This is a genomic window from [Brevibacterium] flavum, from assembly GCF_019317305.1.
GTDB lineage: Bacteria > Actinomycetota > Actinomycetes > Mycobacteriales > Mycobacteriaceae > Corynebacterium > Corynebacterium glutamicum.
Genome location: NZ_CP079240.1, coordinates 1,329,665 through 1,356,399 on the forward strand (window position 1 = coordinate 1,329,665; position 26,735 = coordinate 1,356,399).

Below are 26,735 nucleotides of genomic sequence, written 5' to 3' on the forward strand. Positions count from 1 at the left end.
TCTGCACACGAGAATTTGAGCGGAAGAAGTTGGTGTTAAGAAGTCGACCGCGTGAAGTCGCCCTTTAGGAGAATTCTGACTAACTGGAGCCCTACGTTGTATCTCGCACTTGTTGCAGCGGAAGCGACTCGGTTGCCGATGTCGCCGTATGCAGTGAACGTGGCGTTTCCGAGGGGAACTTGATCAGAGGAATACACCATGGAGTCGATGTCAGAGGCGACTGCCGGCAGATCCTTTTTGAAGCTGTTTCACAATTTCTTTGCCCAGTTCGCGGCGGATCTGGAACCACTTTTGCATGCGATCGTCGTCAGAGTGGTTCATGTGAAAAATACACTCACCATCTCAATGGTCATGGTGAAGGCCTGTACTGGCTGCGACAGCATGGAACTCAGGGTAATGGCTGTAAGGCCTGCACCAACAATGATTGAGCGAAGCTCCAAAATGCCCTCCCCGGGTTGATATTAGATTTCATAAATATACTAAAAATCTTGAGAGTTTTTCCGTTGAAAACTAAAAAGCTGGGAAGGTGAATCGAATTTCGGGGCTTTAAAGCAAAAATGAACAGCTTGGTCTATAGTGGCTAGGTACCCTTTTTGTTTTGGACACATGTAGGGTGGCCGAAACAAAGTAATAGGACAACAACGCTCGACCGCGATTATTTTTGGAGAATCATGACCTCAGCATCTGCCCCAAGCTTTAACCCCGGCAAGGGTCCCGGCTCAGCAGTCGGAATTGCCCTTCTAGGATTCGGAACAGTCGGCACTGAGGTGATGCGCCTGATGACCGAGTACGGTGATGAACTTGCGCACCGCATTGGTGGCCCACTGGAGGTTCGTGGCATTGCTGTTTCTGATATCTCAAAGCCACGTGAAGGCGTTGCACCTGAGCTGCTCACTGAGGACGCTTTTGCACTCATCGAGCGCGAGGATGTTGACATCGTCGTTGAGGTTATCGGTGGCATTGAGTACCCACGTGAGGTAGTTCTCGCAGCTCTGAAGGCCGGCAAGTCTGTTGTTACCGCCAATAAGGCTCTTGTTGCAGCTCACTCTGCTGAGCTTGCTGATGCAGCGGAAGCCGCAAACGTTGACCTGTACTTCGAGGCTGCTGTTGCAGGCGCAATTCCAGTGGTTGGCCCACTGCGTCGCTCCCTGGCTGGCGATCAGATCCAGTCTGTGATGGGCATCGTTAACGGCACCACCAACTTCATCTTGGACGCCATGGATTCCACCGGCGCTGACTATGCAGATTCTTTGGCTGAGGCAACTCGTTTGGGTTACGCCGAAGCTGATCCTACTGCAGACGTCGAAGGCCATGACGCCGCATCCAAGGCTGCAATTTTGGCATCCATCGCTTTCCACACCCGTGTTACCGCGGATGATGTGTACTGCGAAGGTATCAGCAACATCAGCGCTGCCGACATTGAGGCAGCACAGCAGGCAGGCCACACCATCAAGTTGCTGGCCATCTGTGAGAAGTTCACCAATAAGGAAGGAAAGTCGGCCATTTCTGCTCGCGTGCACCCGACTCTATTGCCTGTGTCCCACCCACTGGCGTCGGTAAATAAGTCCTTTAACGCAATCTTTGTTGAAGCTGAAGCAGCTGGTCGCCTGATGTTCTACGGAAACGGTGCAGGTGGCGCGCCAACCGCGTCTGCTGTGCTTGGCGACGTCGTTGGTGCCGCACGAAACAAGGTGCACGGTGGCCGTGCTCCAGGTGAGTCCACCTACGCTAACCTGCCGATCGCTGATTTTGGTGAGACCACCACTCGTTACCACCTCGACATGGATGTGGAAGATCGCGTGGGCGTTTTGGCAGAATTGGCTAGCCTGTTCTCTGAGCAAGGAATCTCCCTGCGTACAATCCGACAGGAAGAGCGCGATGATGATGCACGTCTGATCGTTGTCACCCACTCTGCGCTGAAATCTGATCTTTCCCGCACCGTTGAACTGCTGAAGGCTAAGCCTGTTGTTAAGGCAATCAACAGTGTGATCCGCCTCGAAAGGGACTAATTTTACTGACATGGCAATTGAACTGAACGTCGGTCGTAAGGTTACCGTCACGGTACCTGGATCTTCTGCAAACCTCGGACCTGGCTTTGACACTTTAGGTTTGGCACTGTCGGTATACGACACTGTCGAAGTGGAAATTATTCCATCTGGCCTGGAAGTGGAAGTTTTTGGCGAAGGCCAAGGAGAAGTCCCTCTTGATGGCTCCCACCTGGTGGTTAAAGCTATTCGTGCTGGCCTGAAGGCAGCTGACGCTGAAGTGCCTGGATTGCGAGTGGTGTGCCACAACAACATTCCGCAGTCTCGTGGTCTTGGTTCCTCTGCTGCAGCGGCGGTTGCTGGTGTTGCAGCAGCTAATGGTTTGGCGGATTTCCCGCTGACTCAAGAGCAGATTGTTCAGTTGTCCTCTGCCTTTGAAGGCCACCCAGATAATGCTGCGGCTTCTGTGCTGGGTGGAGCAGTGGTGTCGTGGACAAATCTGTCTATCGACGGCAAGAGCCAGCCACAGTATGCTGCTGTACCACTTGAGGTGCAGGACAATATTCGTGCGACTGCGCTGGTTCCTAATTTCCACGCATCCACTGAAGCTGTGCGCCGAGTCCTTCCAACTGAAGTCACTCACATCGATGCGCGATTCAACGTGTCTCGCGTTGCGGTGATGATCGTTGCGTTGCAGCAGCGTCCTGATCTGCTGTGGGAGGGTACTCGTGACCGACTGCACCAGCCTTATCGTGCAGAAGTGTTGCCCGTTACCTCCGAATGGGTAAACCGTCTGCGCAACCGTGGCTATGCAGCGTACCTTTCTGGTGCTGGCCCAACCGCCATGGTGTTGTCCACCGAGCCGATTCCAGACAAGGTTTTGGAAGATGCTCGCGAGTCTGGCATTAAGGTGCTTGAGCTCGAGGTTGCTGGACCAGTCAAGGTTGAGGTCAACCAGCCGTAGTGCCACTAAGAAGGCCCCCTTCGATCGAGAAGGGGGCCTTCTTAGTGGCTGAATTACTCGCTGAACACGTGAACCTTACAGGTGCCCGGCGCGTTGAGTGGTTTGAGTTCCAGCTGGATGCGGTTGTTTTCACCGAGGCTTTCTTGGATGAATCCGGCGTGGATGGCGCAGACGAAGGCTGATGGGCGTTTGTCGTTGACCACAAATGGGCAGCTGTGGAGAGCGAGGGAGTTTGCTTCTTCGGTTTCGGTGGGGTCAAAGCCCATTTCGCGGAGGCGGTTAATGAGCGGGGAGAGGGCTTCGTCGAGTTCTTCGGCTTCGGCGTGTTTAATGCCCATGACGTGTGCCCACTGGGTTCCGATGGAAAGTGCTTTGGCGCGGAGGTCGGGGTTGTGCATTGCGTCATCGTCGACATCGCCGAGCATGTTGGCCATGAGTTCGATCAGGGTGATGTATTCTTTGGCGACAGCGCGGTTGTCGGGGACGCGTGTTTGGAAGATGAGGGAGGGGCGTCCGCGACCTTTGGCTGCTGCGGTGACTACTCGGATGGCTTCTTTTGCTACGAGTTCTTCGAGGTGGCCGCGGGCGGTGTTGACGTGAAGGTCGAGTTTTTTGGCGACATCGATCGCGCGGGCACCGTCAGGGAAGGTTTGTAGGGCATCTAAAACTTCGCGCTGCTTTGGGCTGAGTTTGTAGGACTCGGCAAAAAGATCGGCGGCTGCGGTAGGGGCGGTTTGTGTGGTCACGTCGGGCTCGCTCTGGTGGGGTTCTTCTCGTATCGGTGCTTAGCAGATGTTATGGAGAAAAGTGTATTAGTTGATTAATTAAATAAAGAGAATCATACCATATTTAATACTGTAAAACCCTAAACAATGTTTTGTTTACCAGGCAACAAGCCCCCTGAGATTAACTAGGGGGCTTGTGAGGAATTTAGGCGCCGTGCCATTTCGAGTCATTGTCGAGCTGATTTTTGACCGAGCGGATCGGTTCCCAGGCGACGTTTTGGCGTGCCGGTTCAGAGGTGGTGTCGCGGGTGCGATAGACCACGTAGGGGCGGGTGACGTATCCAACTGGTGCGGAGAACGCGTGGACTAGGCGGGTGAATGGCCACAGTGCGATGAGGGTGAATCCAGCGACGATGTGGACCTTGAATTCCCAAGGGACATCTGCCATGAGCTCTGGTTGAGCGTTGAAGATGAGCAGTTGGCGCAGCCATGGGGAGATGGTCTCGCGGTAGTCGTAGCCGTGTGCGCCGCCGAAGACCTGGGTGGAGACGGTGGCGATGAAACCGGACAAAATTGCAGCGCCGAGTAGCACATACATCACTTTGTCGGAGCGTGAGGTGGACAGGAAGACGGTTTTGTTGATCACGCGACGGATAATCAAGCCGATGAGTCCAAGGACTGCAGCGATGCCGGCAATGGTGCCTGGGATGGTGGCGATGAGGTGGTAGGCGGCGTCAGAAATTCCTACAGCTTGGGTCCAGCTCTTGGGGATGGCAAGCCCCATGAGGTGGCCGATCACCACGAACACCATGCCCCAGTGGAAGAGTGGGGAGGCGATGCGGAGGAGTTTGGATTCGTAGATTTGGGAGGAGTGGGTGGTCCAACCGAATTGGTCGGCGCGCCAGCGCCAAGAAATGCCGATGATGTAGGCGGCGATACACAGCCAGGGGTAGGCAACCCAGAGGAACGTTTCAAAGTTTGACATAGTGTGTCCTAGTGAATGTCCGGTTGTGAGGTGGGGAACGGTAGAGGCGTGCCGATGCCCACCATTTCTGCTGGTGGACCGCTGCGGATGAGCTCCATGTAGCTGTTGGCGGTTTCTTCATCGATTTCTGGCAATGCCTGGCACAAAGACATGATCAGGTATCTGTAGGGCGAGTCGAGGTTGTCGAGGGCTGCGCGCAACACTTCGATGCCGTCACGGTGAGCTGATAACACCTGGGTGGCGGCGTCGAAAAGCGAAGAATCAGCAAGTGCTGCGGCCTCAAGCACGACGCAGAGGTGGTCCGGCAATTCGTCGCGCTCGGATTCAAATCCGAGCTGGTGCAGCGTTTGACGGAAGGTGAGGATCGCCGTGCCGCGCTGCCGGGTGTCGCCCACAGCGTAGTAGGTGAGAAACAGTGAGCAGCGTCGGCGCTGGTCAAAGGTCTCAACGTAGGCTTCCTGCATGGCGCGTAGCCCAGCGACGCGTGCCGCGTCAAGGAACTCGACCACGTGCGCCGCGACGGGGAGCGGAAGGACATCAAGCTGCGCCTCGACGGCATTTAGCTTGTCGACGAATCCCTCCTCTGGATAATCCAACAGCAAACTATTCAGCATGAACACCACGCGCCGCTGCTCCTCCGTCATGGAGATGCGAGGCACAAAGTGATCCGGAATTTTGCCAGTATGGGTGCGCATCCGCCTAGTCCTTCCTTGGTGGGAACATCGCAGCGGGGCGTTCGCCAACGTTCCACGAGGTCAGACTCACCTTGCCGCTGGGAGCTCCCGTGCCACAGGCCTCTGGAGCGCCTTCGCCCAAACCGATGTTGAGCTGCTCGGTGGCTCGGGCTGGATCGACATCGCCGAAAGGATCCAGGGAAGAAATTCCGCGCGGGGTCTCAGGGGAGGCGGTGGGGATGACATAGCGATCGTCATACTTGGCAATGGCCAGGATGCGATACATTTCCTGCACCACCTTGCCGGTCATTCCGACAGCCTCTGCGATTTCTTCCTGAGGTTCGCGGCCCAAACTGATATCGCGCATATATGATCGCATGGCGGCTAGGCGTCGGAGGGATTTTTCCACCGGCCTGGTATCACCGGCAGTGAACAATCCAGCCAGGTATTCCAGCGGGATGCGCATGGTGGACAGCGCGGTGAGCAGGATCTTGTGGTCTTCGCCGTCGTTGCCGGACGCGGTCACCTCATCAACGATGGGGCTTAGTGGCGGAATGTACCAAACCATCGGCAAGGTGCGGTATTCAGGGTGAAGCGGGAGGGCAACCTCGTATTTGAAGATGAGATCATAAATTGGGGAGTTCTGCGCAGCTTCGAGCCAGGAGTGCGGGATGCCGTTGCGTTGGGCGTCGGCGATCACCTGTGGGTCGTGGGGATCTAGGAAGAGGGTCTTTTGGGCTTCGAAAAGATCCTGTTCGTCTGGCGTGGCGGCGACTTCAGCGACACGGTCGGCGTCGTAAAGCAAAACGCCCAAGTAGCGCAAGCGACCCACGCACGTCTCGGAGCACACGGTCGGCTGGCCGACCTCGAGGCGCGGATAGCACAGCGTACACTTTTCGGCCTTGCCCGATTTGTGATTGAAGTAGACCTTTTTGTAGGGGCAGCCGGAAACACACATGCGCCAGCCGCGGCATTGATCCTGGTCAACCAACACGATGCCGTCTTCGGCGCGCTTGTACATGGCACCGGATGGGCAGGAGGACACACAGGTGGGGTTGAGGCAGTGCTCGCAGATGCGGGGCAAGTAGAACATGAAGGAATCTTCGATTTCTTTTTGCACCGTGAGGTTCATCTTCTCCAGGACGGGATCCTGATCAAGCGTGGTGGTGGATCCGCCCAGGTTGTCATCCCAGTTGGACGACCACTCAATTTTATCGATGGGACGGCCATCCAACTGACTGACCGGACGCGCAGTGGGCTGTGTTTTCTGACCCGCTGGCGCCGAGAGCAACTTGTCGTACTCATAGGTCCACGGCTCGTAGTAATCATCGATGGTGGGCAGCTTCGGGTTGTGGAAGATGGTCGCCAGCTTCTTCAACCGACCACCGGCCTTCGGCTTCAACTTGCCGGAGTTGGTGCGGACCCAACCGCCTTCCCATTTATCCTGATCCTCCCAACCGCGGGGATAACCCACGCCCGGACGGGTTTCCACGTTGTTGAACCAAATGTATTCCGTACCTTGACGGTTGGTCCAGGCCTGCTTACACGTGACAGAACACGTGTGGCAGCCAATGCACTTATCCAAGTTCATGATCATTGCGATCTGAGCCATGACCTTCATTAGTACTGCACCTCCTGGGAGCGGCGACGAATTCTGGTGACCTCATCGCGGTTATTTCCGGTTGGGCCGATGTAGTTGAAGCCATAGGTTAAGTGGCCGTAGCCACCGGCAACATGGACCGGCTTAATCATGATTCGAGTAAGAGAGTTGTGAGTTCCGCCGCGCCTGCCCGACTTCTCGTTCAGCGGGGTGCCAGCGGTGCGTTCCTGCGCGTGGTTCATAAACACGGTGCCTTCAGGAATACGGTGGGAGACAATCGCACGAGCAGAAACAACGCCGTTGCGGTTATAAGCCTCGATCCAATCGTTGTCAGCGATACCGAGTTTCTCTGCATCCTTGTTGGACATCCAGATCACCTGGCCGCCACGGGAAATAGAGAGCACATGTAGGTTGTCGTAGTACTGCGAGTGAATCGACCACTTGTTGTGGGTGGTCAGATAGCGCACGGTTACTTCTGGTTCGCCGTCGGTGCCTGTAACCGACTGGCCAGGGCCGACCTCACCATTGATGTGGATCTTGTCTAACGGTGGCCTAAAGATTGGCAACTGCTCGCCGTAATCAATAAACCAATCGTGGTCGAGGTAGTAGTGCATGCGACCAGACAGGGTGTGCCACGGCTTGTCGTATTCAATGTTGATGGAAAACGCGGTGTAGCGACGTCCGTCCTTCTTGGAACCAGTCCACTCCGGTGAGGTGATCACCTCGGCGGGACGTTCTTTGACCATGTCCCAATTGATGCGGGTACCTTCGTGGTCTGCAATCAGATCCATCATGTCGGTGCCCACGCGTGCACCCTGATTCTTGAAACCTTCGGCGGCAACCTCACCATTAGACACGCCACTCAAGTGCAGAATCATCTCAATGGCCTTGACTGCGGAATCAAGTCGGGGGCGTTCACCAGCAGACTCCGTGATGGAGGTGCCGTTGATCAGCGCCAGCTCCTCGGTTTGCTTGGTCACGTTAAACGCAGTGCCGTGGGTTCCGGTACCCGCTTTGGCGGTGAGTGGTCCCAAGTGTGTCCACTTTTCATACACCTTGGAGTAATCACGTTCCACCGGGATGATCTTCGCCATCGTCTTGCCAGGGATCAGCCCGACCTCATCAATATCTGGCACGATACCGCCAGGCATATTGAGCTCATCCGGGGAGTCATGGGCAATCGGTGCGGTGATCACATCGGTTTGGGTGCCCAACCAGGTTGCTGCCTGTGAGGAGAATTCTTTGGTGAGATCGTGGAAGACCTCCCAGTCAGTACGCGTCTCCCACGGTGGGTTGATCGCAGCATTGAACGAGTGGATGAAGGGGTGCATATCCGTGGTGGACAAATCATGCTTCTCATACCAGGTGGCTGCCGGCAGCACGATATCCGAGACCAAGGTGGTGGAAGTGTTGCGGAAATCTGTGGTCAGCATCAAATCGAGCTTTCCTTCCGGAGCCTCATCCCTCCACACAATGGAACTTGGACGATCCTCCGGCGCGTTTTCTTCAGCAGATGCATCAGAATCCACACCCAACATATGGCGCAAGAAAAACTCCGTGCCCTTAGCTGAAGAGCCCATCAGGTTTGTGCGCCAGTTAAGCAGAATGCGTGGCCAGTTTTCCGGTGCATCCGGATCCTCGCAGGCGAACTGCAAGTCACCATCGGTGAGCTGCTGAACAATATGGTCAGAAACAGACACGCCCTTTTCTTCCGCCTCCTGGCTTAAGATGAGGGGATTGCGGTTGAATTGCGGGAATGACGGCATCCATCCACGTTTCATGGATTCCACCAAGGTATCCGCCGTCATTTTGTCACCCACGGTGCCACGATTAGCCAGTGGGGAAGCCAGACGATTCGCACGAGTGTTGTCATACCTCCACTGATCCGTGGTGAGGTAGTAGAAACCAGTGGTGATCATCTGACGTGGTGGACGCTGCCAGTCTGTAGCAAAGGCATACTGTGCCCAACCATTCATTGGACGGAGTTTCTCCTGACCAACGTAGTGAGCCCAACCGCCACCGTTAACACCTTGGGTGCCACACATAGAGGTCAGCGCCAAGAATGTGCGATAAATAGAATCCGCATGGAAGTAGTGGTTCACACCAGCACCCATGATGATCTGGGAACGGCCCTTGGAATCATCAGCATTCTGAGCAAATTCCCGACCCAAACGAATCGCCTGATTAGCAGGAACACCCGTGAGCTCTTCTTGCCACGCAGGAGTACCCATGACTGGATCCTGGAAATCCTTAGGCCACTCACCAGGAAGGTTGAGCTCTTCGCGGTTCACACCGTAGTGTGCGAGCAACACATCAAAGACAGTGGTGTACTTTCGGCCATTCAACGTGATGGTGGGAACGCCCCGGCTGATGGTGCCAGCACCAATGGGGCCTTCTTGGGTGGCAGTTGCTGGGAGATCGAAGCGGGGGAAGAGGACTTCCGCAGTTTCGGTGTCAGTCTGTACATCTGCAATAGTCATCACTGGATCCACGCCGTCTAAGCGCAGATTCCACTTACCCATGCCTTCTTCACCCCAACGGTCCGCGACAGTGCCACCGGGATCTACAACTGAGCCATCTTTTTGCAGCACAAGGAGACGGTGGGTGGCATTTGGAGTGGCGGCAAGCGCTGGGGAGATATCAGCTGCGCGGTCTGCAGTGAGGAATTTACCTGGGGTGTAGGTGCCATCGCCGTGCTCATCTAACTCCACGAGGAAAGGAGAGTCCGTGTATTTGCGCATGTAGTCCATGAAGTACGGCGTCTTCTTGTCAACATGGAATTCCTTCAAGATCACATGGCCCATGGCAAAGGCGAGTGCGCCGTCAGTACCAGGGTGGATGCGTGCCCATTCATCAGCAAATTTGGTGGAGTCAGCGAAATCCGGGGAAACCACAACAACCTTGGTGCCCTTGTAGCGGGCTTCCACCATGAAGTGGGAGTCAGGCGTGCGGGTCACCGGAATGTTGGAACCCCACATCATGAGGTAGCTGGAGTTGTACCAGTCGCCAGATTCCGGAACGTCAGTTTGATCGCCGAAAGTTTGTGGTGATGCTGGTGGGAGGTCGGCGTACCAATCGTAGAAGGACAGCGCCACTCCGCCGATCATCTGCAAGAAGCGAGTACCAGCACCGTAAGACACCTGCGACATTGCGGGAATAACGGTGAATCCATGAATGCGGTCAGGGCCGTATTGGCGGATGGTGTACACATGGGCTGCCGCAGCAATCTCCATGGCTTCCTCATACTGAACGCGGATGAGGCCACCTTTGCCGCGCTGGGATACATATGCTTTGCGCTTTTCTGGGGTTTCTACAATGTCGCGCCACGCCAGCACCGGATCGCCCAGGCGTTCCTTGGCTTCGCGGTACATATCAACTAGCACGCCACGGATGTATGGGTAGCGGATGCGGGTTGGGGAGTAGGTGTACCAGGAAAATGATGCACCACGAGGGCAGCCACGTGGTTCATAGTCGGGCATATCCGCACCGGTAGTTGGGTAATCCACTGCCTGAGATTCCCAGGTGATCACACCGTCTTTTACATACACTTTCCACGAGCAGGAGCCCGTGCAGTTCACGCCATGTGTGGAGCGCACGACTTTATCGAAAGCCCATCGGTTGCGATAAAACACATCGGCTTGGCGTCCGCCCTGAAGGAAAATCTGCTGGCCTTCAGAACCGACGGTGCCTTTTCTTAGGAAACTGCCGAGCTTGAAGAGGGGGTTGATCTTTTCAGAAGACTGTTCAGAAGACTTCCCAGAAGAAGTAGTTGTAGTCATGGATTGGCCTTTCGGTTTATCCCGGGAATGGAGCGTTCGGGCGGGCGTAGTAGATCCAGGTCAAAGCGGTGGCGATGATGAAGAACACCACGCAGCCCCAGAAGAACGCGACAGTTGGAGTGAAGGAGAGCAAGACACCGACGATGAAGGGGCCGAAGGCACCAATGGCACCGGTCCAGCCGATCACGCCACCTGCTTGGCGTTTGGGCAAAATCATGGGCATTTGTTTGAATGTGCCGGCGTTGCCCAGTCCAGTGAAGAAAAACAGGGCAAGCATGGACCACAGGAATGGCCAGAAATCATCAGGTGTCTCCGCTCTGCTTAGGAAGATTGCGGCAGCTGCAGTGGCGATAGTCATTCCGATGCCACCGACAAAGGTCCAGATAGCTCCACCGAATCTGTCACACAGCGGACCCCATGCAGCACGCACCAAAGCACCAATCAAAGGTCCAAGAAACGCGAACGTAGCACCGGCGTGAAGCATTTCAGCTGGATAAGTCTCTGCCATGGGGGAGGCAATGCCGAAGTTGTTGTTGATGATCAGACCGAACTGCGCGGCGAAACCGGCGAAGGCACCGAATGTCATCAGGTAGATAATGGACAAAATCCATGTGTTCTTGTTGCCAAAGATATCGATCTGTTGCCGGAAATTGGCGGTGACTGGGACATCTTTAAGAAACAGGAATGAAAGTACAGCAGCAAGAATCGTCCACGGGACCAACACAATCGCAGCATTGTGCACAAACACCGTGGTGCCTTCAATGGTGCGCTGCGGGGTGAGGAAACCAATGCCCAGCAGACCGAAACCCATGACCCATGGGCCCATGAACTGAATTATCGAGACGCCGAGGTTGCCGATACCTGCCTGAATGCCCAGCGCAGTACCGGATTTTGCCTTGGGGAAGAAGTATCCCGTGGACGGCATATATCCAGAGAACACGCCACCACCAATGCCAGTGAGTGCAGCGAGTATGAGAAGCCACCAGTAGGGAGTGCTTGAATCTTGGACAGCCAGGAACCACCCAAACATGGGGATCAAAAATAGACCGGAGGAAATTCCGACCAATTTGCGGGTTCCAAGAATCGGTGGAAGGAACATGTAAATCAATCGGATTAATCCGCCGGCCAAACCGGGGATAGATGCGAGCCAATAAAGCTGACCTGCTGAGAGATCAAATCCAATTCGATTGAGTAGGGGAGCGATGGCAGAAACCAAATACCACACGCAGAACCCAATAATCATGGAGAAGGTGGTAATCCACAGGGTTCGCCATGCAATTTTCGAGTCCCAATGTTCAGGATCTTCTGGATCCCACCCTTGCAGAACAACGCCTTTGGTGTTGAGTTGTGTCACGTGATGCCTCTTCATGGTTACGCGGAAAGGCTTTCCGTCAAGCCCGCCCTATGGCTGTGATAAGTACTAAGATAACAGCTCTGACCTGCGCCCGCATGTTTTTCAACGGGGTTTTCCGTATTTATTTAGGCAACATATTTGTGTCGTAATTCACTTTATGCAGGTAAATGAATTTGTGTTTGTATCAACATTCGTGATTCGGCAAAATTAATTAAACTGAAAAAGGGGATTAATTACCCCCACTTGAGGAGAAATTGATGCCCGCACAGAACAAGAACCTCCCAGGATCCGTCATCGTTGTGTCTGATCGGATTAAATCGGGAGAAAGAATTGATAAAGCAGGACCCGTAGCAGTAGACCTTCTTCAGGAATCAGGCGTGGAGATTTCCACATTCACCGTCGTGGAGGAGGGCTTTGAACCTGTCCATCAAGAATTGGTTAAGGCGTTGGCGCGCCGGGATCGCGTCATCATCACCATCGGCGGAACGGGCGTGGGGCCTAGAAATCGGACGCCGGAGGCCACGGAACCCCACATTGATACGTTGTTGCCGGGCCTGATGACGCAGATTTTGTTCTCGGGGCTGTCCAACACGGCGCAGGCGGGGCTGTCTCGCGGGCTAGTGGGTTTGAGTTCCCGCGATGCGACTGCCGCGCTCATCGTCAACGCGCCGAGTTCTTCCGGGGGCGTGCGCGACGCGCTCGGGGTGGTCTGCCCGCTTTTCGGTTCCATTTTTGAGCGTCTTTAAAAGATTTTTGCTTATCGACGCCTCCCTCCACTTCAACAATGTTAAGGCGCGCAAAAACCCCACGGCGATAAAGCACGCCGTGGGGTTAGCGAAGGCTTAAAAGGTTGAACATTTCCTTGATTGCTGGTGGGAAACCAAACTGGGTGAATGCACCGAAGATCAGTGCTGCAATGCCACCCAGGGCTGCCACGATGGCAAGAATTCCGCCAGCAGAAGAGCCAGTTTCCTTTACGTCATCAGAAGGTGCACCTGCAGTAATCGCGGTGGATAGAACACGGGCACCAATAACATCAAGCGGGGAGTGCATGCCCAGCTGGATGCGGCTTTCGCCGATTTCCGCTGCGGTCATGAGCAGTTCATCGTATTGCTGTGGGAAAGCGTGAGCCAGGCCGTTGGTTGCCATGCCGCCTGCGGAGGTGTGTCCGGAAGGGAAACCGCCATCGCTGGCAGCTTCGGATTCATCCTTGCGCAGTGGGTTTGCATACTCTGGCATGTCAACGCCTTCGCCCCAGGCTTCTGGTTCGATGGATTCAGTCCAGCGGTAGGGGCGTGGGTATTGGTAGTACGCCTTGGCATTGTTGCTGGTTGCGGCATGCTGACGGATAGCTTCAATTAGATCGACGGTAGATCCAAGTTCTCCGCCGGTCTCTGCCCAGTTTCCATTCGCATTGCCGCCGTCGTTGTACTTCACCGTGGTGGCATCAGCTGGAACAACGTCAGGGATGGTGGTGCCTACCTGTGCGGTCTCGCGGTAGCGATCTGCGTATGCGCCAAGACCGTCGGTTGCGGTGTAGTTCTGGTTGCGGCGATCAATAACCCATGCACGTTCTTGCTGGGCATCGGTTGCCTGCTGGGAGATTGCTACAGACTGTGCGATGTTGGTATCCAGCACAGTGGGGTCAACCTTGATGCCGGTGTTCCATTCTTCGCCTGGGGTCCACAGCTCAAGCATTTCCTCCAGTACGCCAACAGCTGCGTTACTTGATGGATTCAGATCAGTGGAAACGTTGGTGTCCCATGCATCAACGTAGTAGCCGTAGCTGGCGGCATGTGGGGCGATGGCGGAGGCGTCGAGAAGCGCTGGCTCCTGGGCGGACGCTGCGGGAACGGTGATGATCGTTGATACCAGTGCGGTGCACAGGATGAGGCCAAGTGGCCGGAAAGAGGTGCGCATGATGTCTTTCAAAGTGAAGGGGTCCCACAGTGCCTGTTGAGTTTTTATGAAAAACGCTGGCGCTGGGGCCACGAACTTAAAGGAGAGGGAGCCTTGAGAAAAGGGCCCGGCGGATTAAGTTAGGCTTCCCACATGTCCATTAAGTTAACTTTGCAATACTTGTTAATTAACTTGTAAACATAGTTTTGTGGAGCGTGTTGTTTCTCTTTAAAAACTTGTTGTACGTTCAGCGCACCTCAAATTAGCTACACCGATGCAGGCCACAGGTATTTCAAGATGTCATCCCAAGTTATTACACCAAGCACCGTTTTCCCATCAGCGGAAAGCACCGCGCTGATCTGCTCGTTATGCTCCCGCATGTATTCCAGCGCTTGGTGTAACGTGTCGGTCTCAGCAACAGTGAGAATCGGGCGAGACCACTTCGAAGCCTTCTCGTCTGGCGAGGCACCAAGGGTGTCTCGCACATGAATGACGTGTGGGAAAAGGTGGGAGGGGGCGTCGATAAGCACACGCAAGCTGCCGCTGCGCTGAGCTGCGGCTTGCACCTCAGCAACCGTGGCGCTGGCGCTGTGCGTAAATGGAGATGCGGTCAGGGTTTGGCCGACCGTGATTTTCTCCAGCTTGATGATTCCGCTGATTTGGGCGGCGGATTGCTGATCCAGAGCGCCAGTTTCTTGAGAATGCTCAATGAGGGCATGGAGGGTATCGGTGTCATAACCACCAGCGGCAGCTCGATCAACGGGAGTTTCACCAACTTTGCGGACCAAATCGTTCGCCATTTTGTTGATCCACTGCAGCAATGGACGAAACAGGTTAATGAAGCCCCGTGCGGGAATCGCGATAGTTCGAAGTGCCGTCTCCGGATGCGCGATTGCCCAGGATTTCGGAGCCATTTCGCCGATGACCAAGTGCAGAAATGTCACGATAAACAGCGACAAAATAAACGCAATGACATCTGCCATAACCAGCGGTATACGCGCCCATTCGAAGAGCGGCATCAAAGCATAATGAACCCACGGCTTCGTGATAGCACCCAACGCGAAAGTCACCATGGTGATTCCCAACTGCGCGCCCGCGAGCATGAGAGTAAGTTCATTGAGGCTTCGCAACGCAGCGCGGGAAGACCGCGAGGTTTCCACAGTCTCCTCTAACCGGTTCCGCCTAGCTGCAAGCAAAGCGAACTCAATGATGACGAAAAACGCAGACAGCGCGATGAGTAGAATAGTGGCGGGTAAAACGACATACCATTCAGTCATGGCTTAGCGATTCTCCTTCGGAGCGGGGTGATTGTCTGGGTGGTCTTCGAGCAGAGCGAGCGCCAGTTTTACAGGCACGTTTCGCTCTACCTCTAAAACAGTGATGCGCAAAATACGCTGCGTAGGGGAGGTGTTGTTCAGGTAATCCTCTGGCTCAAAATCCAGAGGTATTTCTATGACATCCCCAGTCTTTAGAAGGGCATTCGCATGGTCAAAGAGCAGTCCAGAAATCGTCTCGTAATCGCCTTCAGGTAGCTCGTACCCGATGGCGCGCTCAACCTCGTCAAGAGGGGTATCGCCATCAATTAGCCATTTGTCAGGGCTCGTTTCCGTAATATCTTCAGAGCTGAAAACATCGTGCTCATCGTTGATATCGCCGAGGACTTCCTCAGCTAAATCTTCTAATGTCACAATGCCAATGAATCCACCGTATTCATCAATCACGCAAGCAAGCTTGTCTTCACGATTGTGCAGTTCGGTCACCACGTCAGGCAAAGACATAAACTCTGGAACGATCACAGGCTGATGCATGAACTCAGTGACTTTCGCGGAATCTGAAATTTCGGCGCCGTGAATATCGGTTCCAAGAATATCAATCAGATTGATCACCCCAATGGGCACATGGTTGTCATCGATGATGGGGTAACGCGTATGCGCTTTCCTCATGAGGGCCTTAACCTCAGCGATGGTTGTCTCCGGATCAACCACACCCACACGCGAACGCGGAATCATAGCGTGTCCCACATCATGCGACGGGAAATCCAACAACCGATCAAGTGACAAAGACACCGAATCATTCAAAACGCCACTATCCCTAGATGACGCCACAATATGCGGAAGGTCTTGTGCAGTGGCAGACGAATCAACATCTTCCACCGGCTCTATTCGAAAGAGTCGAAGCAATGCGTTGGATGCAAAATCAAAGAATGTGATCAACCAACCAGCGAGTTTCAAATACCACGTGGTCGAAGGCGCAAGCGCCAGCGCAGACTTCAACGGCGTGGCAAGGGTGTAGTTCTTGGGGAAGAGTTCACCAAAAATCATTTGGACAACCGTGGAGAACGCTAGCGCCAACACAGTGCCCACAGAGATTGACACCGCAGCGGGAACCCCCACCCCTCCTAGCAGAACACCTAACGCGTTACCCACCAGAGGTTCGGCCACAAAACCCACCAAAAGTCCGGTGACGGTGATACCCAATTGCGCACCAGAAAGCATAAAGGAAGTGCGCTTAGTGATGCTGAGAGCACGACGGGCTTTTTTATTTCCAGAGTCAGCGAGTGCTCGCAGCTCATTTCGATCAACGGACATGTAGGCAAATTCCTGAGCCACAAAATATCCGTTGAGGACGATGATCACCCCAATGACCACCAAACCAGCAACTAAAGTCAAGATAGCTGTTAACAAGGTTCCACCTGCCTCAACACAAATAAATCAGTGTGGACAGGCCAGATAGATCGTGCGGGAGGCTCCATTTGGAGTCTAAACCTCATTCATTTAAGTCGGTGATGCCCCGTGTTCGGGAATATGAAACAGTGTACAGAAAAAGCGGAGCTCACGTTTCTCATCAGTGGGCTTTAGGGAGCGTTACGTTGCCCAATACCTCCAGTTCAGCCACCGTATCGTAGTCTATTTCAGTGCCATCGCCACCCACTTCCACAACGTGTCCCGCTTGCTTCAGTAACGCTTTTGCAGGTCGATTTCTAGTCTCGCCCAGGCTGTGAATCGCCGCTTCTAGGCTGCCACTTCTCCACAGCGCGCACAAAGGTTGCACCCAGCCATCGGCAGCAAGGGTCACTGCAGCATCGGCCTTGCCAATCTGTGTCTGAAGGAGAGGCAGCATTGCTGCAGAATAAGGCGCGTCCACGGCAAGAATCGCAGTGAATTCATGGGCGTGCTCAAAAGAATTCAGCCCTGCCTCGATTCCCGCGACCGGCCCGCCAAGCGGAGGTTCCTCGCAGACAGTCGTGATTCCGTCGATGATCGCGGGGGAAACCACCACAATGTCATCTTCTGGATTTAGCTGTGAAAGCAGGATATCCAGCAGCGTGCGACCATCCACCGCCACTGCAGCCTTATCCACCCCACCCATGCGTTTACCCTCGCCACCAGCAAGAATGATGATATTCATTTACATTCTCCCCAGCACAACATCAACCAGACCGTCCTCGGCAATCGACGAAGTCACCAGTGCAATACCGCCACTTCCAGCCAGTGCACCGACCATATGGGATCGATGTGCCTGAGAATTTGCCATTCTTTTCTCCCAATCAATCGCCACCGGAATCGCCAATACGGCGCCCTCCCGCGCCTTCAGTGCCCGGTTCGAGCGCAGCGCCACCACGGGAATCTCGCTTATCGACGCCACCCTCTTTCCACCCCCTAATCTCTCTATTACCGGAACAACAAAGAGCCTAAAACTAACCCACGCCGCCACCGGGTTTCCCGGCAGACACACCACTTTTGCGTCGCCCCACTGCCCATGACCTTGCGGTTTACCCGGCTTCATCGCAATGGGGAAGAACTCAAAACAACCAGCCTTAGTTCCCACGGCTTTGACCACATCGAACGCACCCGCCGAGATCCCACCCACAGTGATGATCACATCAGCAATCTCCGCCGCCTTATTGAAGGTCTCTTCGAGCGCTCCCTCATTGTCATCGGAATGGAAATGCTGCGGATCCTTAATCCCCACGCGTTTTAGCTCTGCAACTAACATTGGCCCATTGGAATTAGGGATACCCCAGGGATTTCCCTGGTTTAGCTCATCACCGGTAGTGATCACCGCAACCCGAGGGCAAGGATGGGCTTTTACAGTGTCATGGCCAACTGAAATCACCGTCGACACAGTGCCCGCATCAAATGCCGTCCCCGCAGCAACCGCAATTTCGCCTTCTTTAAGATGCTCACCAGCATGGCGAATATTATTCCTCTCACCTGGTAGCTCATTGATCGTGATTTCTGTAGGAAGCGAGTGATCCACCGGAGCATTGGTGAGCTCCACTGGAACCACGATCATGTCCTTGTTGGTGGATGGGACGGGTCCACCTGTCATCACACGGATGACTTTTCCATTATTAATGCTCACCGGCGCAGAACCCGCCGGAGTATCACCGCCCACAAGAAATGTCCACGGCCCGCTGCCATGGATGTCTTCTTTCAAAATGGCGTAACCATCAACAGCAGAATTAGTAAATTTCGGGATAGGAATTGTCGCGACAACATCCTCTGCAAGGTGACTTAACGGATGCGCGCCGAGGATAGGGGTTTTTACTGGCGGAAGCGGTGCGACGCTGTCTATCAAAATGGAAAGATAGTCATCGACGCTGCGTTGCTGTGTCACTTGAAACCCCTTTTTCGACAATAAACACTCAAATATATAGGGTAGTTGCCAAATCAATAGTCTGCGCTGTTTTAAGAGGTTGAGATTCTCAAACGGGTGTTTGTATAGATCACATTGCGATCGTGCCTTAGACGCGATTCTGAAAGGGCAACTTTTTTGAGTTCCGGCTCCAATTTTAAGCTCGACCAAACCACAGTGCCCACAAACTGGAAATTCGACAACTCTGGGCATTTGTGTCTGGTTTCAAGCCGTCGAAACCAGACCACGCTGCCCACGAACCGGGAAAACCTGAGCCGTGGGCAGTGTGGTTTGGTCATGGCGTTCGAATGCTGATTCGGGCCAGACAGGCGTGACAAGATTGGCGAAAAGTCTACGATTTTGGCACACCTGTCCGGTTATCGGGACCAAAAACCAGACACACGTGCCAAAAGCTGTGGAAATTCTCGAATCTTGTCACGCCTGTCTGGTTAGGGCTGGTATGGGCTAGCCACCGATGGCAGACATGGGGCGATCTGGTTGGAGGAAGCCTTCATCGTCGATGCCATGGCCGGGTTTCTTCTCCCACATGGCGCCTGCCCACAGTTGCGCGAGCTCATCGTCGGAGGCACCGTCGCGAAGCGCGTCACGTAGGGGAGTTTCAGTGCGGGAGAAAAGGCAGTTTCGGATGGTGCCGTCGGTGGTGAGGCGGGAGCGATCGCAATCTCCGCAAAATGGGTGCGTCACCGAGGCGATGATGCCGATTTGTCCAGTGATAACAGGATTGGATTTATCTACCACATTCCACAGCGCAGCAGGTGCAGCTCCTCGGGGTTCCTTGGCGGGGGATAAGGTGAATTTTTCTTCCAGGCGCGCCAGGATTTCTTCGGCTGTGACCATATCGTCGCGTTTCCACTGCTCGCGCGGGCCAAGTGGCATTTGTTCGATGAATCGCAGTTGGGCGCCTTTGGAAATGCAGTATTCCGCAAGGGGGACAATATCTACCTCATTGACCCCAGGCATGACCACGGCGTTGATCTTCACGGGATGCAACCCCGCAGCAACAGCGGCATCGATGGACGCCAACACACCGGACAATCGATCACGCCTGGTTAGCGAGACGTAGCGTTCGGCGTCGATGGTGTCGAGTGAAATATTGACCCGGTCAAGGCCAGCTTCTTTCAGTCCTGCGATGCGTTTGTCTAGGCCAAGGCCGTTGGTGGTGAGAGCGATGTGAACTTTTTCGCCTTCGTCGGTGCGTAGGGCTGCGGTGCCGGCGATGATGTCTTCCAAATTTTTCCGCAGTAAAGGCTCGCCGCCGGTGAATCGAATTTGACGAATGCCCAGCTTAATCACCGCAATGCGGATGAGTCGCAGCACCTCGGCGTCGTTAAGCGTCTGCTCGGTGGGCAGCCACTCTAAACCCTCCGCGGGCATGCAATAGGTGCAGCGGAGGTTGCATCGGTCGGTCAGTGACACCCGCAGGTCACGCGCGATGCGTCCGAATCTGTCCACAAGCACGCGATTGCCGTCTGCGGGTGGCAGGTACGCATCATGTTTGATGCTCGCAGAAGTGCTTTTCGACGCCCCCTCCCGATCATTTCGGGGCGGCGTTGGCGAAAGATAAAGGCGAGTAGTCATCTTCTTGCCCATCCTAGAAAGAGCTGCGGAATAAAGCCAGTAAAAGCCGGAATAAATAGGGAAGTTATTTTTCACCTGGCCCTTTAAGCTTAATTACTTCGAATTCGCCGTTGCGCAGGTGGTTGCGGAGGTCCTTCTTGTCATATTTACCGACGGAGGTTTTATCCACCTCATCAACAAATGTCCAATATTCTGGCAGCATCCAGTTGGGTAGGCGGTCGCGAAGTTGATCGCGGAGGCGCTCGGCGGTTTCCCGGGTGCGTTCAATGCCGGGGTAGAGCATGGTGACTGCGAGGGGACGTTCCACCCACTTGTCATCGGGGAAGCCAATGACGGCGCATTCGACAACCTCTTCCGTAGCCACGATGAGGTTTTCCAGCTGAGCGGAGTAAATCCACTCGCCGCCAGAACGGATGACATCGCGGGCGCGGTCTTGGATGGTGAGGAATCCATCGCTGGTGACAGATCCAACGTCCCCGGTGCGCAGCCAGCCGTCGGCGGTGAAGAGCTCATCGTTTTCCTCTTCAACGTCATGGTCGCGGAATGTTGAGGCGGTGCCACCTTCTTTTTCCACATCGGGGTGGAAGTAACTTGCAGTCACCCACGGACCGCGGACCTGAATCTCGCCCTCGTTGCGGTCGGTGGACGCCATGACCTGGCCGTCGTTGACAATGCGGTACTGCAGGGAGGCGGGGAATCGGCCCTGGGAGACTCGATAATTCCACCTGGTTTCACCAGAAACACCTGATGGTGGGCGAGACACAGTACCCACGGTGGAGGTTTCCGTCATGCCCCACACGTGGACAACATCCACGCCATAGCGCTGCTCCCACATGGTGATCACGATTGGAGGCACCGCAGAACCGCCCACGTATAGCTCACGCAGAGACATACGCTCTGGGGGATTTTTCAGGTAGTGAACCATCAGCTGAATCCACAGAGTAGGCACGCCATGCGCCACGCGAGGCAGCGTGGTGGAAATGATCTTTGCCAATGTCGGCGCAGAAAGATCCGGTCCAGGAAGCACCAGGGGAGTGCCGGACATAAACGCTGCGATCGGCACGCCCCAGCTGAGGACGTGGTAAATCGGCACACAGCACAGGAACGTTTCGCCGTGTTCCACTGCGAGGGAATCCGTGGTGCGCAAGCTCAACGACTGTAAATAAAGCGAGCGGTGGGAATACACCACACCCTTCGGCGGTCCCGATGTACCGGTGGAATAGCAAATCGCAGCAGCAGTGCGTTCATCCTGCTCGGGCCAGTTGTAAACAGTGGAACGGCCGTCAAGGAGCGCTTCATAGGAATACAGCTTCATTCCCTCCGGCATGTGGGCCGCCGCGCTAGAGAAATCATTCGGTCCAATAAACACCACGGCACGAACTTTTGGTGTTTCTTTTAAGATCTCGCCCAATTGTTCAGCCATGCGCGGATCAGCGATAACCACTTCAGCTTCAGAGTGATTGAGAATGAACACAATCTGATCATTCATCAACTGCTTGTTCAGCGGATTAAACACGGCACCCATGCATGCGACTGCAAACATAGTTTCCATGTGTTCCGCGCAGTTATAGAGCATCGACGCCACTCGCTGATCCCCAGTAATACCTAAAGAATCATGCAGTGCATGAGCCAAAGCCGCAGCTCTAGCCCCCACAGCACTAAAAGTTTGCTGTGCTTGTTCAATGCCATCGGCACCGCCCCACGTGGTGATCAAAGTATCACCGTGAACAGTGGACCCGTACTCGAGGATTCTGGTTAATGACAGTGGGACGTCCTGCATCGTGCTGAGCATGCAATCAACAATAGCCGGGGCATGCGACACGCAACGACAGTGCAAGCAATCAACTTTGAAAACGTCGAAACTTTATGCAGCTTTTAGCGAGGGGAATGAGACATAGGGCAATACCATGCGCTAGAATTATCGACCAAGGCCGGGAACAGCTTCCCGGTGCACACAAATTCCCAGGCAAAACGCACAAATTAGCGTGCAGCGGAAGCAATAGAAAATTCCGTGTGACTGAGAATTGCTGAAGGGGCACCCGGAGGGTGTGAAACTTAAAACCCATTAGTTTTTAAGATCACATCTCGGCCTGGAAGAAAACACACAGTTGCGCGGTTCCTGCGTTACAGGTGAGTCAACTTCTAATATTTGTGTCATCCTGCGCGATCGCTTTCAACGTGCGTAGACAACTCGCATGTGCGACCACCATTTGGGTGCCACGTTCAATTACACAGAAGCCGAGTTCAGCCATATTTTTCGCCCGTCATATGAAAAACGGGTACATCACCGCAGCTTGGTCTGAACTGCAATGAAAGGAAATCTGTGACAACCACAGACAACACCGCAGCGAATCAGGGTGAACTGACCGCCCTCCGACTGCCGGATCTGCGCAAAATTGCCGCCGACCTTGGGCTCAAGGGAACCTCGGCATTGCGTAAGGGCGATCTGATCAACGCCATCTCTGCAGCCCGCGAGGGTAAGCCAACCGCAGCTGCGAAGAAGACTTCCCCACGCAAGGCCCCATCACGCACCCGTGTGACACAGCCTTCCGCACCGGTTGAGCAAGCACAAGAAGCTCCCGCGCAAACTTCAACTGCACCTGCTTCAGCACCATCTGAAGAGACTCCCGCAGCTCCCGCTCGTCGTGGACGTCGCCGTGTAACCACCACCGCGACCACCCCAGAGCCAGCAGCGCCTGCACAATCCCAGCCTGCAGAAGCTCAACCAGCACAGACTCAGGCTGCACAGCAAGAAGAACTTCCTGTTGCAGCGAAGGAGTCCGCACCAGCTACAGAAAACACTCACGGCCAATCCCAGGGCCAAGCTCAGGGCGATGAGCACGATGATCGCTTTGAGTCCCGTTCTGCTGCACGCCGAGCACGCCGCAACCGTCAGCGCCAGATCCACCGCGATGGCGATGACAGTGCGAATGCAAACACAGAGTCTGAGCAGAACACCCCTGCCCAGAACGCAACCGCACAGGCTGAGTCTGAGCAGACTGCAGCTCCTGCACAGGCTGAAGCAGCTAAGCAGAACCAGAACGATAACAGCGAGTCCTCCGAGACCCGCAGCGATAACTACCGCAACAACAATCGTCGTTCCCGCAACAACCGGAACAATCGCAATTACCGCGATAACAACGAGTCCTCTGATAATGCAGGACAGTCCAGCAATGATGATGCCGACAACAATCAGGCACGGTCTGAGGACAATAACGACGATCGCCGTTCTCGTAATAACCGTAACAACGACCGCAATGATCGTAACGATCGCAATGACCGCGACAACCACAACGACGACAACGATGATCGCCGCAACCGTCGCGGACGCCGCAACCGCCGTGGACGCAACGACCGTAACGATCGCGACAACCGAGATAACCGGGATAACCGCGACAACAGCAACGATGGCGACAACAACCAGCAAGATGAGCTGCAGCAGGTAGCAGGCATCCTGGACATCGTGGACCATAACGTCGCATTCGTGCGCACCACCGGTTACCACGCTGCACCTTCTGACGTGTTTGTCAGCAACCAGCTGATCCGCCGTATGGGTCTTCGTTCCGGTGACGCCATTGAAGGTCAGGTTCGAATGAACCAGGGTGGTGGCAACCACAACAACCATGGTCGCAACCGTCAGAAGTACAACAACTTGGTGCGCGTGGAGATGGTTAACGGTCTTCCTGCTGAAGAGACTCGCAACCGTCCTGAGTTCGGCAAGCTGACTCCTCTGTACCCGAACCAGCGTCTGCGTTTGGAAACTGAGCAGAAGATTCTTACCACTCGTGTGATCGACTTGATCATGCCTATTGGTAAGGGACAGCGTGCTTTGATTGTGTCGCCACCTAAGGCTGGTAAGACCACGATCCTGCAGAACATTGCGAACGCTATTTCCACCAACAACCCAGAGTGCTACCTCATGGTTGTTTTGGTTGATGAGCGTCCGGAAGAAGTTACTGATATGCAGCGCTCCGTCAACGGCGAAGTGATTGCTTCTACTTTCGATCGTCCACCATCAGAGCACACTGCGGTTGCTGAGCTTGCGATTGAGCGTGCGAAGCGCCTGGTGGAGCAGGGCCAGGACGTCGTTGTTCTGCTTGACTCCATTACTCGTTTGGGCCGTGCGTACAACAACAGCTCACCTGCATCGGGACGTATTTTGTCCGGTGGTGTGGATTCCAATGCACTGTACCCGCCGAAGCGTTTCTTGGGTGCTGCTCGAAACATCGAAAATGGTGGATCTTTGACCATCATCGCAACTGCCATGGTGGAGACCGGCTCTGCTGGTGACACCGTGATCTTCGAGGAGTTCAAGGGCACTGGTAACGCTGAGCTGAAGCTGGATCGTAAGATCTCTGAGCGCCGCGTTTTCCCAGCTGTGGATGTTAATCCTTCTGGTACTCGTAAGGATGAGCTGTTGCTCAACCCGGACGAGGCTCGCATTATGCACAAGCTGCGTCGTATTCTGTCTGCACTTGATAATCAGCAAGCCATTGATCTGTTGATCAAGCAGCTGAAGAAGACCAAGTCCAATGCGGAATTCCTCATGCAGGTTGCTTCCAGCGCTCCAATGGCAGGCACAGAAAAAGAGGAGGATTACTCCTAATGGCATCGCAGGTTTCTGCAGTTGACGATATTTTGTCGGAGTACCACGGTCTGGAACAGCAGATGGCTGATCCGGAGTTGCACAATGATGCGGCAGCAGCGCGCCGGGTAGGTAAGCGCTACTCGGAGTTGCAGCCGATCATTAACGTGCACCGTGATTTGGTGTCTGCCCAGGAAGATCTTGAGGCAGCCCGTGAAATGGCACATGAGGACCATGAGTTCCAGGCCGAGGCTGAGCGCCTTGAGGTGGAAGTTGTGGAGTTGGAAGAAAAGCTCGCTGATCTTCTTGCACCTCGTGATCCTCATGATGGCGAAGACATCGTGATGGAAATCAAGGCTGGCGCAGGCGGCGAAGAGGCAGCGTTGTTCGCTGGCGATTTGTTGCGCATGTACCAAAAGTTTGCGGATAAGCACGGCTTTGTCGTGGAGGTTTTGGACTCTGCAGAATCTGACCTCGGTGGTGTCAAGGACATCACCTTGTCTATTCGTTCCCGTCAGCCATCCCGCGATGGTGCGTGGAGCCAGTTCAAGTTTGAAGGTGGCGTGCACCGTGTTCAGCGTGTGCCTGTTACTGAATCTCAGGGACGCATCCAGACCTCTGCTGCTGGTGTCTTGGTTTACCCAGAACCAGATGAGGTGGAAAACGTTGAGATCGATGAGAAGGATATTCGCGTCGATGTGTACCGTTCCTCAGGTAAGGGTGGTCAGGGCGTTAACACCACTGACTCCGCTGTGCGTATTACCCACTTGCCAACTGGTTTGGTGGTGACCTGTCAGAAGGAGCGCTCCCAGATTCAGAACCGTGCGCGTGCAATGCAGGTTTTGGCTGCCCGTTTGCAGGCGATGAAGGAAGAGGAAGCGGCGGCTGAGGCTGCTACGGGACGTGCTGCGCAGATCCGCACCATGGACCGCTCTGAGCGCATCCGTACCTACAACTGGCCGGAAAACCGCATCAGCGATCACCGTATTGGTTTTAAGGCGAACAACCTTGATTCGGTTCTCGATGGTGAATTGGATGATCTGTTCACCGCGTTGCAGGCTGCTGAGCGTGCAGAACGTCTTGAGTCCGAGGGCTAAATGCTGACCCTTGGGGAAGCTTTGCGCGACGCCACCGCCACCCTGGAAAGGGCGGGGGTGGCGTCGCCACTTGTGGACGCTCGTTTGATTGCGGCTCATTTGCTGGGTTGCGGTCCGCTCGAAATTGCATTGCGCATGCGTGATGAGGTGCCGGCTGGGTTTGCGGCGGCGGTTGAGCGTCGTGCGCGACGCGAACCGCTGCAGCACATCTTGGGCACGGCACCCATGGGCCCGTTGGATTTGCATGTGGGACCGGGCGTGTTCATTCCGCGCCCGGAAACCGAGGTGCTCGCGGACTGGGCCGTGCGGCAGGTGGCTGGCGACGTCGAAAAGCGAAAAATCGTTGACCTGTGCACCGGATCCGGCGCGCTTGCGGCCTACATCGGGCATGCGCTTATCGACGCGACCCTCTACGCTGTCGAACTCGATCCGGGGGCAGCGACCTGGGCGCAGCGAAACTTCGATGAATTTGCCCCGCAGGTGAAGCTCATCCACGGTGATGTAACAGATCCGACATTGTTGGCTGAGGTGCATGGCACGATCGATCTCGTTGTGTCAAATCCGCCGTATGTGCCTGAATCTGATGATTTGGATCCAGAGGTCTACCAAGATCCACACATGGCGGTATTTAGTGGCGCTGATGGCATGGATGTCATCAACAAGATGGTGCACCTGATCTTCAATTTGCTGAAATCTGGTGGGGCAGTGGGCATCGAACATGACGACACCACTTCCGACGCCGTCCGCCAAGTTTTTTCTCAGCACGGGGGATTTGGCACTATTGAAGTGCTTCATGATCTCACCGGCAGAGCGCGTTTTGTTACAGCGCGTAAACTGTGACTTTGAAAAAT

The 26,735-nt window shown here is 54.7% G+C and carries 19 protein-coding genes; 6 read left to right on the forward strand and 13 right to left on the reverse strand.

The features are described 5' to 3' along the window. Nucleotides 1-671 precede the first annotated feature (671 nt). Nucleotides 672-2,009: a homoserine dehydrogenase gene (locus KW808_RS06475; RefSeq protein ID WP_170844362.1), complete on the forward strand. Its 1,338-nt coding sequence runs from the start codon at nucleotides 672-674 to the stop codon at nucleotides 2,007-2,009. A 10-nt stretch (nucleotides 2,010-2,019) separates the two neighbouring features. Continuing rightward, nucleotides 2,020-2,949 carry a homoserine kinase gene (gene thrB / locus KW808_RS06480; RefSeq protein ID WP_003854896.1) on the forward strand — a complete coding sequence of 310 codons (930 nt, stop codon included), beginning with the start codon at nucleotides 2,020-2,022 and terminating at the stop codon, nucleotides 2,947-2,949. A gap of 53 nt (nucleotides 2,950-3,002) precedes the next feature. Here thrB and KW808_RS06485 read toward each other — a convergent pair whose 3' ends face one another. The 6 genes from KW808_RS06485 to KW808_RS06510 all read right to left on the reverse strand — a co-directional run bounded on the left by KW808_RS06485 (nucleotide 3,003) and on the right by KW808_RS06510 (nucleotide 12,066). Then, a complete protein-coding gene (locus tag KW808_RS06485) occupies nucleotides 3,003-3,695 on the reverse strand; it encodes a helix-turn-helix transcriptional regulator (protein ID WP_003861298.1) in 693 nt (230 codons plus the stop codon). A gap of 184 nt (nucleotides 3,696-3,879) precedes the next feature. Beyond that, entirely contained in the window at nucleotides 3,880-4,659 is a 780-nt protein-coding gene (gene narI / locus KW808_RS06490) for a respiratory nitrate reductase subunit gamma (RefSeq protein ID WP_003854891.1), read from the reverse strand. A gap of 8 nt (nucleotides 4,660-4,667) precedes the next feature. After that, a complete protein-coding gene (gene narJ, locus KW808_RS06495) occupies nucleotides 4,668-5,354 on the reverse strand; it encodes a nitrate reductase molybdenum cofactor assembly chaperone (RefSeq protein WP_003861299.1) in 687 nt (228 codons plus the stop codon). Nucleotides 5,355-5,358: 4 nt separating this feature from the next. After that, nucleotides 5,359-6,954, reverse strand: a complete 1,596-nt coding sequence (gene narH / locus KW808_RS06500) for a nitrate reductase subunit beta (RefSeq protein WP_003861300.1) — start codon at nucleotides 6,952-6,954, stop codon at nucleotides 5,359-5,361. Then, nucleotides 6,954-10,712 (reverse strand): nitrate reductase subunit alpha, encoded by a 3,759-nt coding sequence (locus KW808_RS06505; RefSeq protein WP_003861302.1) that lies wholly within the window; start codon nucleotides 10,710-10,712, stop codon nucleotides 6,954-6,956. Before KW808_RS06505 ends, narH begins: the two co-directional genes overlap by 1 nt. A 16-nt stretch (nucleotides 10,713-10,728) precedes the next feature. Further along, nucleotides 10,729-12,066: a nitrate/nitrite transporter gene (locus KW808_RS06510; RefSeq protein WP_003861304.1), complete on the reverse strand. Its 1,338-nt coding sequence runs from the start codon at nucleotides 12,064-12,066 to the stop codon at nucleotides 10,729-10,731. Nucleotides 12,067-12,323: 257 nt separating this feature from the next. On the opposite strand from KW808_RS06510, the gene KW808_RS06515 reads away from it, so the two are divergent. Then, nucleotides 12,324-12,812 (forward strand): MogA/MoaB family molybdenum cofactor biosynthesis protein, encoded by a 489-nt coding sequence (locus KW808_RS06515; RefSeq protein ID WP_003861306.1) that lies wholly within the window; start codon nucleotides 12,324-12,326, stop codon nucleotides 12,810-12,812. A gap of 85 nt (nucleotides 12,813-12,897) precedes the next feature. On the opposite strand, the gene KW808_RS06520 is transcribed toward KW808_RS06515, so the two are convergent. The 7 genes from KW808_RS06520 to KW808_RS06550 all read right to left on the reverse strand — a co-directional run bounded on the left by KW808_RS06520 (nucleotide 12,898) and on the right by KW808_RS06550 (nucleotide 21,994). Then, the gene (locus tag KW808_RS06520; RefSeq protein WP_230622928.1) at nucleotides 12,898-13,986 is read right to left on the reverse strand and encodes an acid phosphatase; all 1,089 of its coding nucleotides are present in this window, start codon (nucleotides 13,984-13,986) and stop codon (nucleotides 12,898-12,900) included. 245 nt (nucleotides 13,987-14,231) lie between these two features. Beyond that, complete coding sequence (locus tag KW808_RS06525) at nucleotides 14,232-15,242, reverse strand: CNNM domain-containing protein (RefSeq protein WP_003861308.1); 1,011 nt, start codon at nucleotides 15,240-15,242, stop codon at nucleotides 14,232-14,234. Between the two features lie 3 nt (nucleotides 15,243-15,245). Then, entirely contained in the window at nucleotides 15,246-16,649 is a 1,404-nt protein-coding gene (locus KW808_RS06530) for a hemolysin family protein (RefSeq protein ID WP_034983685.1), read from the reverse strand. A gap of 160 nt (nucleotides 16,650-16,809) precedes the next feature. Beyond that, entirely contained in the window at nucleotides 16,810-17,373 is a 564-nt protein-coding gene (gene mobA / locus KW808_RS06535) for a molybdenum cofactor guanylyltransferase (protein WP_003861312.1), read from the reverse strand. Beyond that, nucleotides 17,374-18,585, reverse strand: a complete 1,212-nt coding sequence (locus KW808_RS06540; RefSeq protein ID WP_003861314.1) for a molybdopterin molybdotransferase MoeA — start codon at nucleotides 18,583-18,585, stop codon at nucleotides 17,374-17,376. It abuts the gene before it with no gap. A 483-nt stretch (nucleotides 18,586-19,068) separates the two neighbouring features. Further along, nucleotides 19,069-20,202: a GTP 3',8-cyclase MoaA gene (moaA, locus tag KW808_RS06545; protein ID WP_003861315.1), complete on the reverse strand. Its 1,134-nt coding sequence runs from the start codon at nucleotides 20,200-20,202 to the stop codon at nucleotides 19,069-19,071. Nucleotides 20,203-20,266: 64 nt separating this feature from the next. Beyond that, nucleotides 20,267-21,994: a long-chain fatty-acid--CoA ligase gene (locus KW808_RS06550; protein WP_034983687.1), complete on the reverse strand. Its 1,728-nt coding sequence runs from the start codon at nucleotides 21,992-21,994 to the stop codon at nucleotides 20,267-20,269. Between the two features lie 531 nt (nucleotides 21,995-22,525). On the opposite strand from KW808_RS06550, the gene rho reads away from it, so the two are divergent. The 3 genes from rho to prmC are packed head-to-tail and all read left to right on the forward strand — an operon-like array spanning nucleotide 22,526 to nucleotide 26,724. Further along, a complete protein-coding gene (gene rho, locus KW808_RS06555) occupies nucleotides 22,526-24,808 on the forward strand; it encodes a transcription termination factor Rho (protein ID WP_003861319.1) in 2,283 nt (760 codons plus the stop codon). Beyond that, entirely contained in the window at nucleotides 24,808-25,884 is a 1,077-nt protein-coding gene (gene prfA / locus KW808_RS06560; protein ID WP_003861320.1) for a peptide chain release factor 1, read from the forward strand. The genes rho and prfA overlap by 1 nt, the downstream gene beginning before the upstream one ends. Beyond that, nucleotides 25,885-26,724 (forward strand): peptide chain release factor N(5)-glutamine methyltransferase, encoded by an 840-nt coding sequence (gene prmC / locus KW808_RS06565; RefSeq protein ID WP_046552182.1) that lies wholly within the window; start codon nucleotides 25,885-25,887, stop codon nucleotides 26,722-26,724. Nucleotides 26,725-26,735: the final 11 nt, after the last annotated feature.

Bases quoted from the DNA above. Each gene is read 5' to 3' on its own strand.
- narI (WP_003854891.1), bottom strand. From the start codon at position 4,659: ATGTCAAACTTTGAAACGTTCCTCTGGGTTGCCTACCCCTGGCTGTGT.
- KW808_RS06515 (WP_003861306.1), top strand. From the start codon at position 12,324: ATGCCCGCACAGAACAAGAACCTCCCAGGATCCGTCATCGTTGTGTCT.
- KW808_RS06520 (WP_230622928.1), bottom strand. From the start codon at position 13,986: ATGCGCACCTCTTTCCGGCCACTTGGCCTCATCCTGTGCACCGCACTG.
- narJ (WP_003861299.1), bottom strand. From the start codon at position 5,354: ATGCGCACCCATACTGGCAAAATTCCGGATCACTTTGTGCCTCGCATC.
- prfA (WP_003861320.1), top strand. From the start codon at position 24,808: ATGGCATCGCAGGTTTCTGCAGTTGACGATATTTTGTCGGAGTACCAC.
- prmC (WP_046552182.1), top strand. From the start codon at position 25,885: ATGCTGACCCTTGGGGAAGCTTTGCGCGACGCCACCGCCACCCTGGAA.
- KW808_RS06505 (WP_003861302.1), bottom strand. From the start codon at position 10,712: ATGACTACAACTACTTCTTCTGGGAAGTCTTCTGAACAGTCTTCTGAA.
- thrB (WP_003854896.1), top strand. From the start codon at position 2,020: ATGGCAATTGAACTGAACGTCGGTCGTAAGGTTACCGTCACGGTACCT.
- moaA (WP_003861315.1), bottom strand. From the start codon at position 20,202: ATGACTACTCGCCTTTATCTTTCGCCAACGCCGCCCCGAAATGATCGG.
- KW808_RS06525 (WP_003861308.1), bottom strand. From the start codon at position 15,242: ATGACTGAATGGTATGTCGTTTTACCCGCCACTATTCTACTCATCGCG.
- mobA (WP_003861312.1), bottom strand. From the start codon at position 17,373: ATGAATATCATCATTCTTGCTGGTGGCGAGGGTAAACGCATGGGTGGG.
- KW808_RS06550 (WP_034983687.1), bottom strand. From the start codon at position 21,994: ATGCTCAGCACGATGCAGGACGTCCCACTGTCATTAACCAGAATCCTC.
- narH (WP_003861300.1), bottom strand. From the start codon at position 6,954: ATGAAGGTCATGGCTCAGATCGCAATGATCATGAACTTGGATAAGTGC.
- KW808_RS06475 (WP_170844362.1), top strand. From the start codon at position 672: ATGACCTCAGCATCTGCCCCAAGCTTTAACCCCGGCAAGGGTCCCGGC.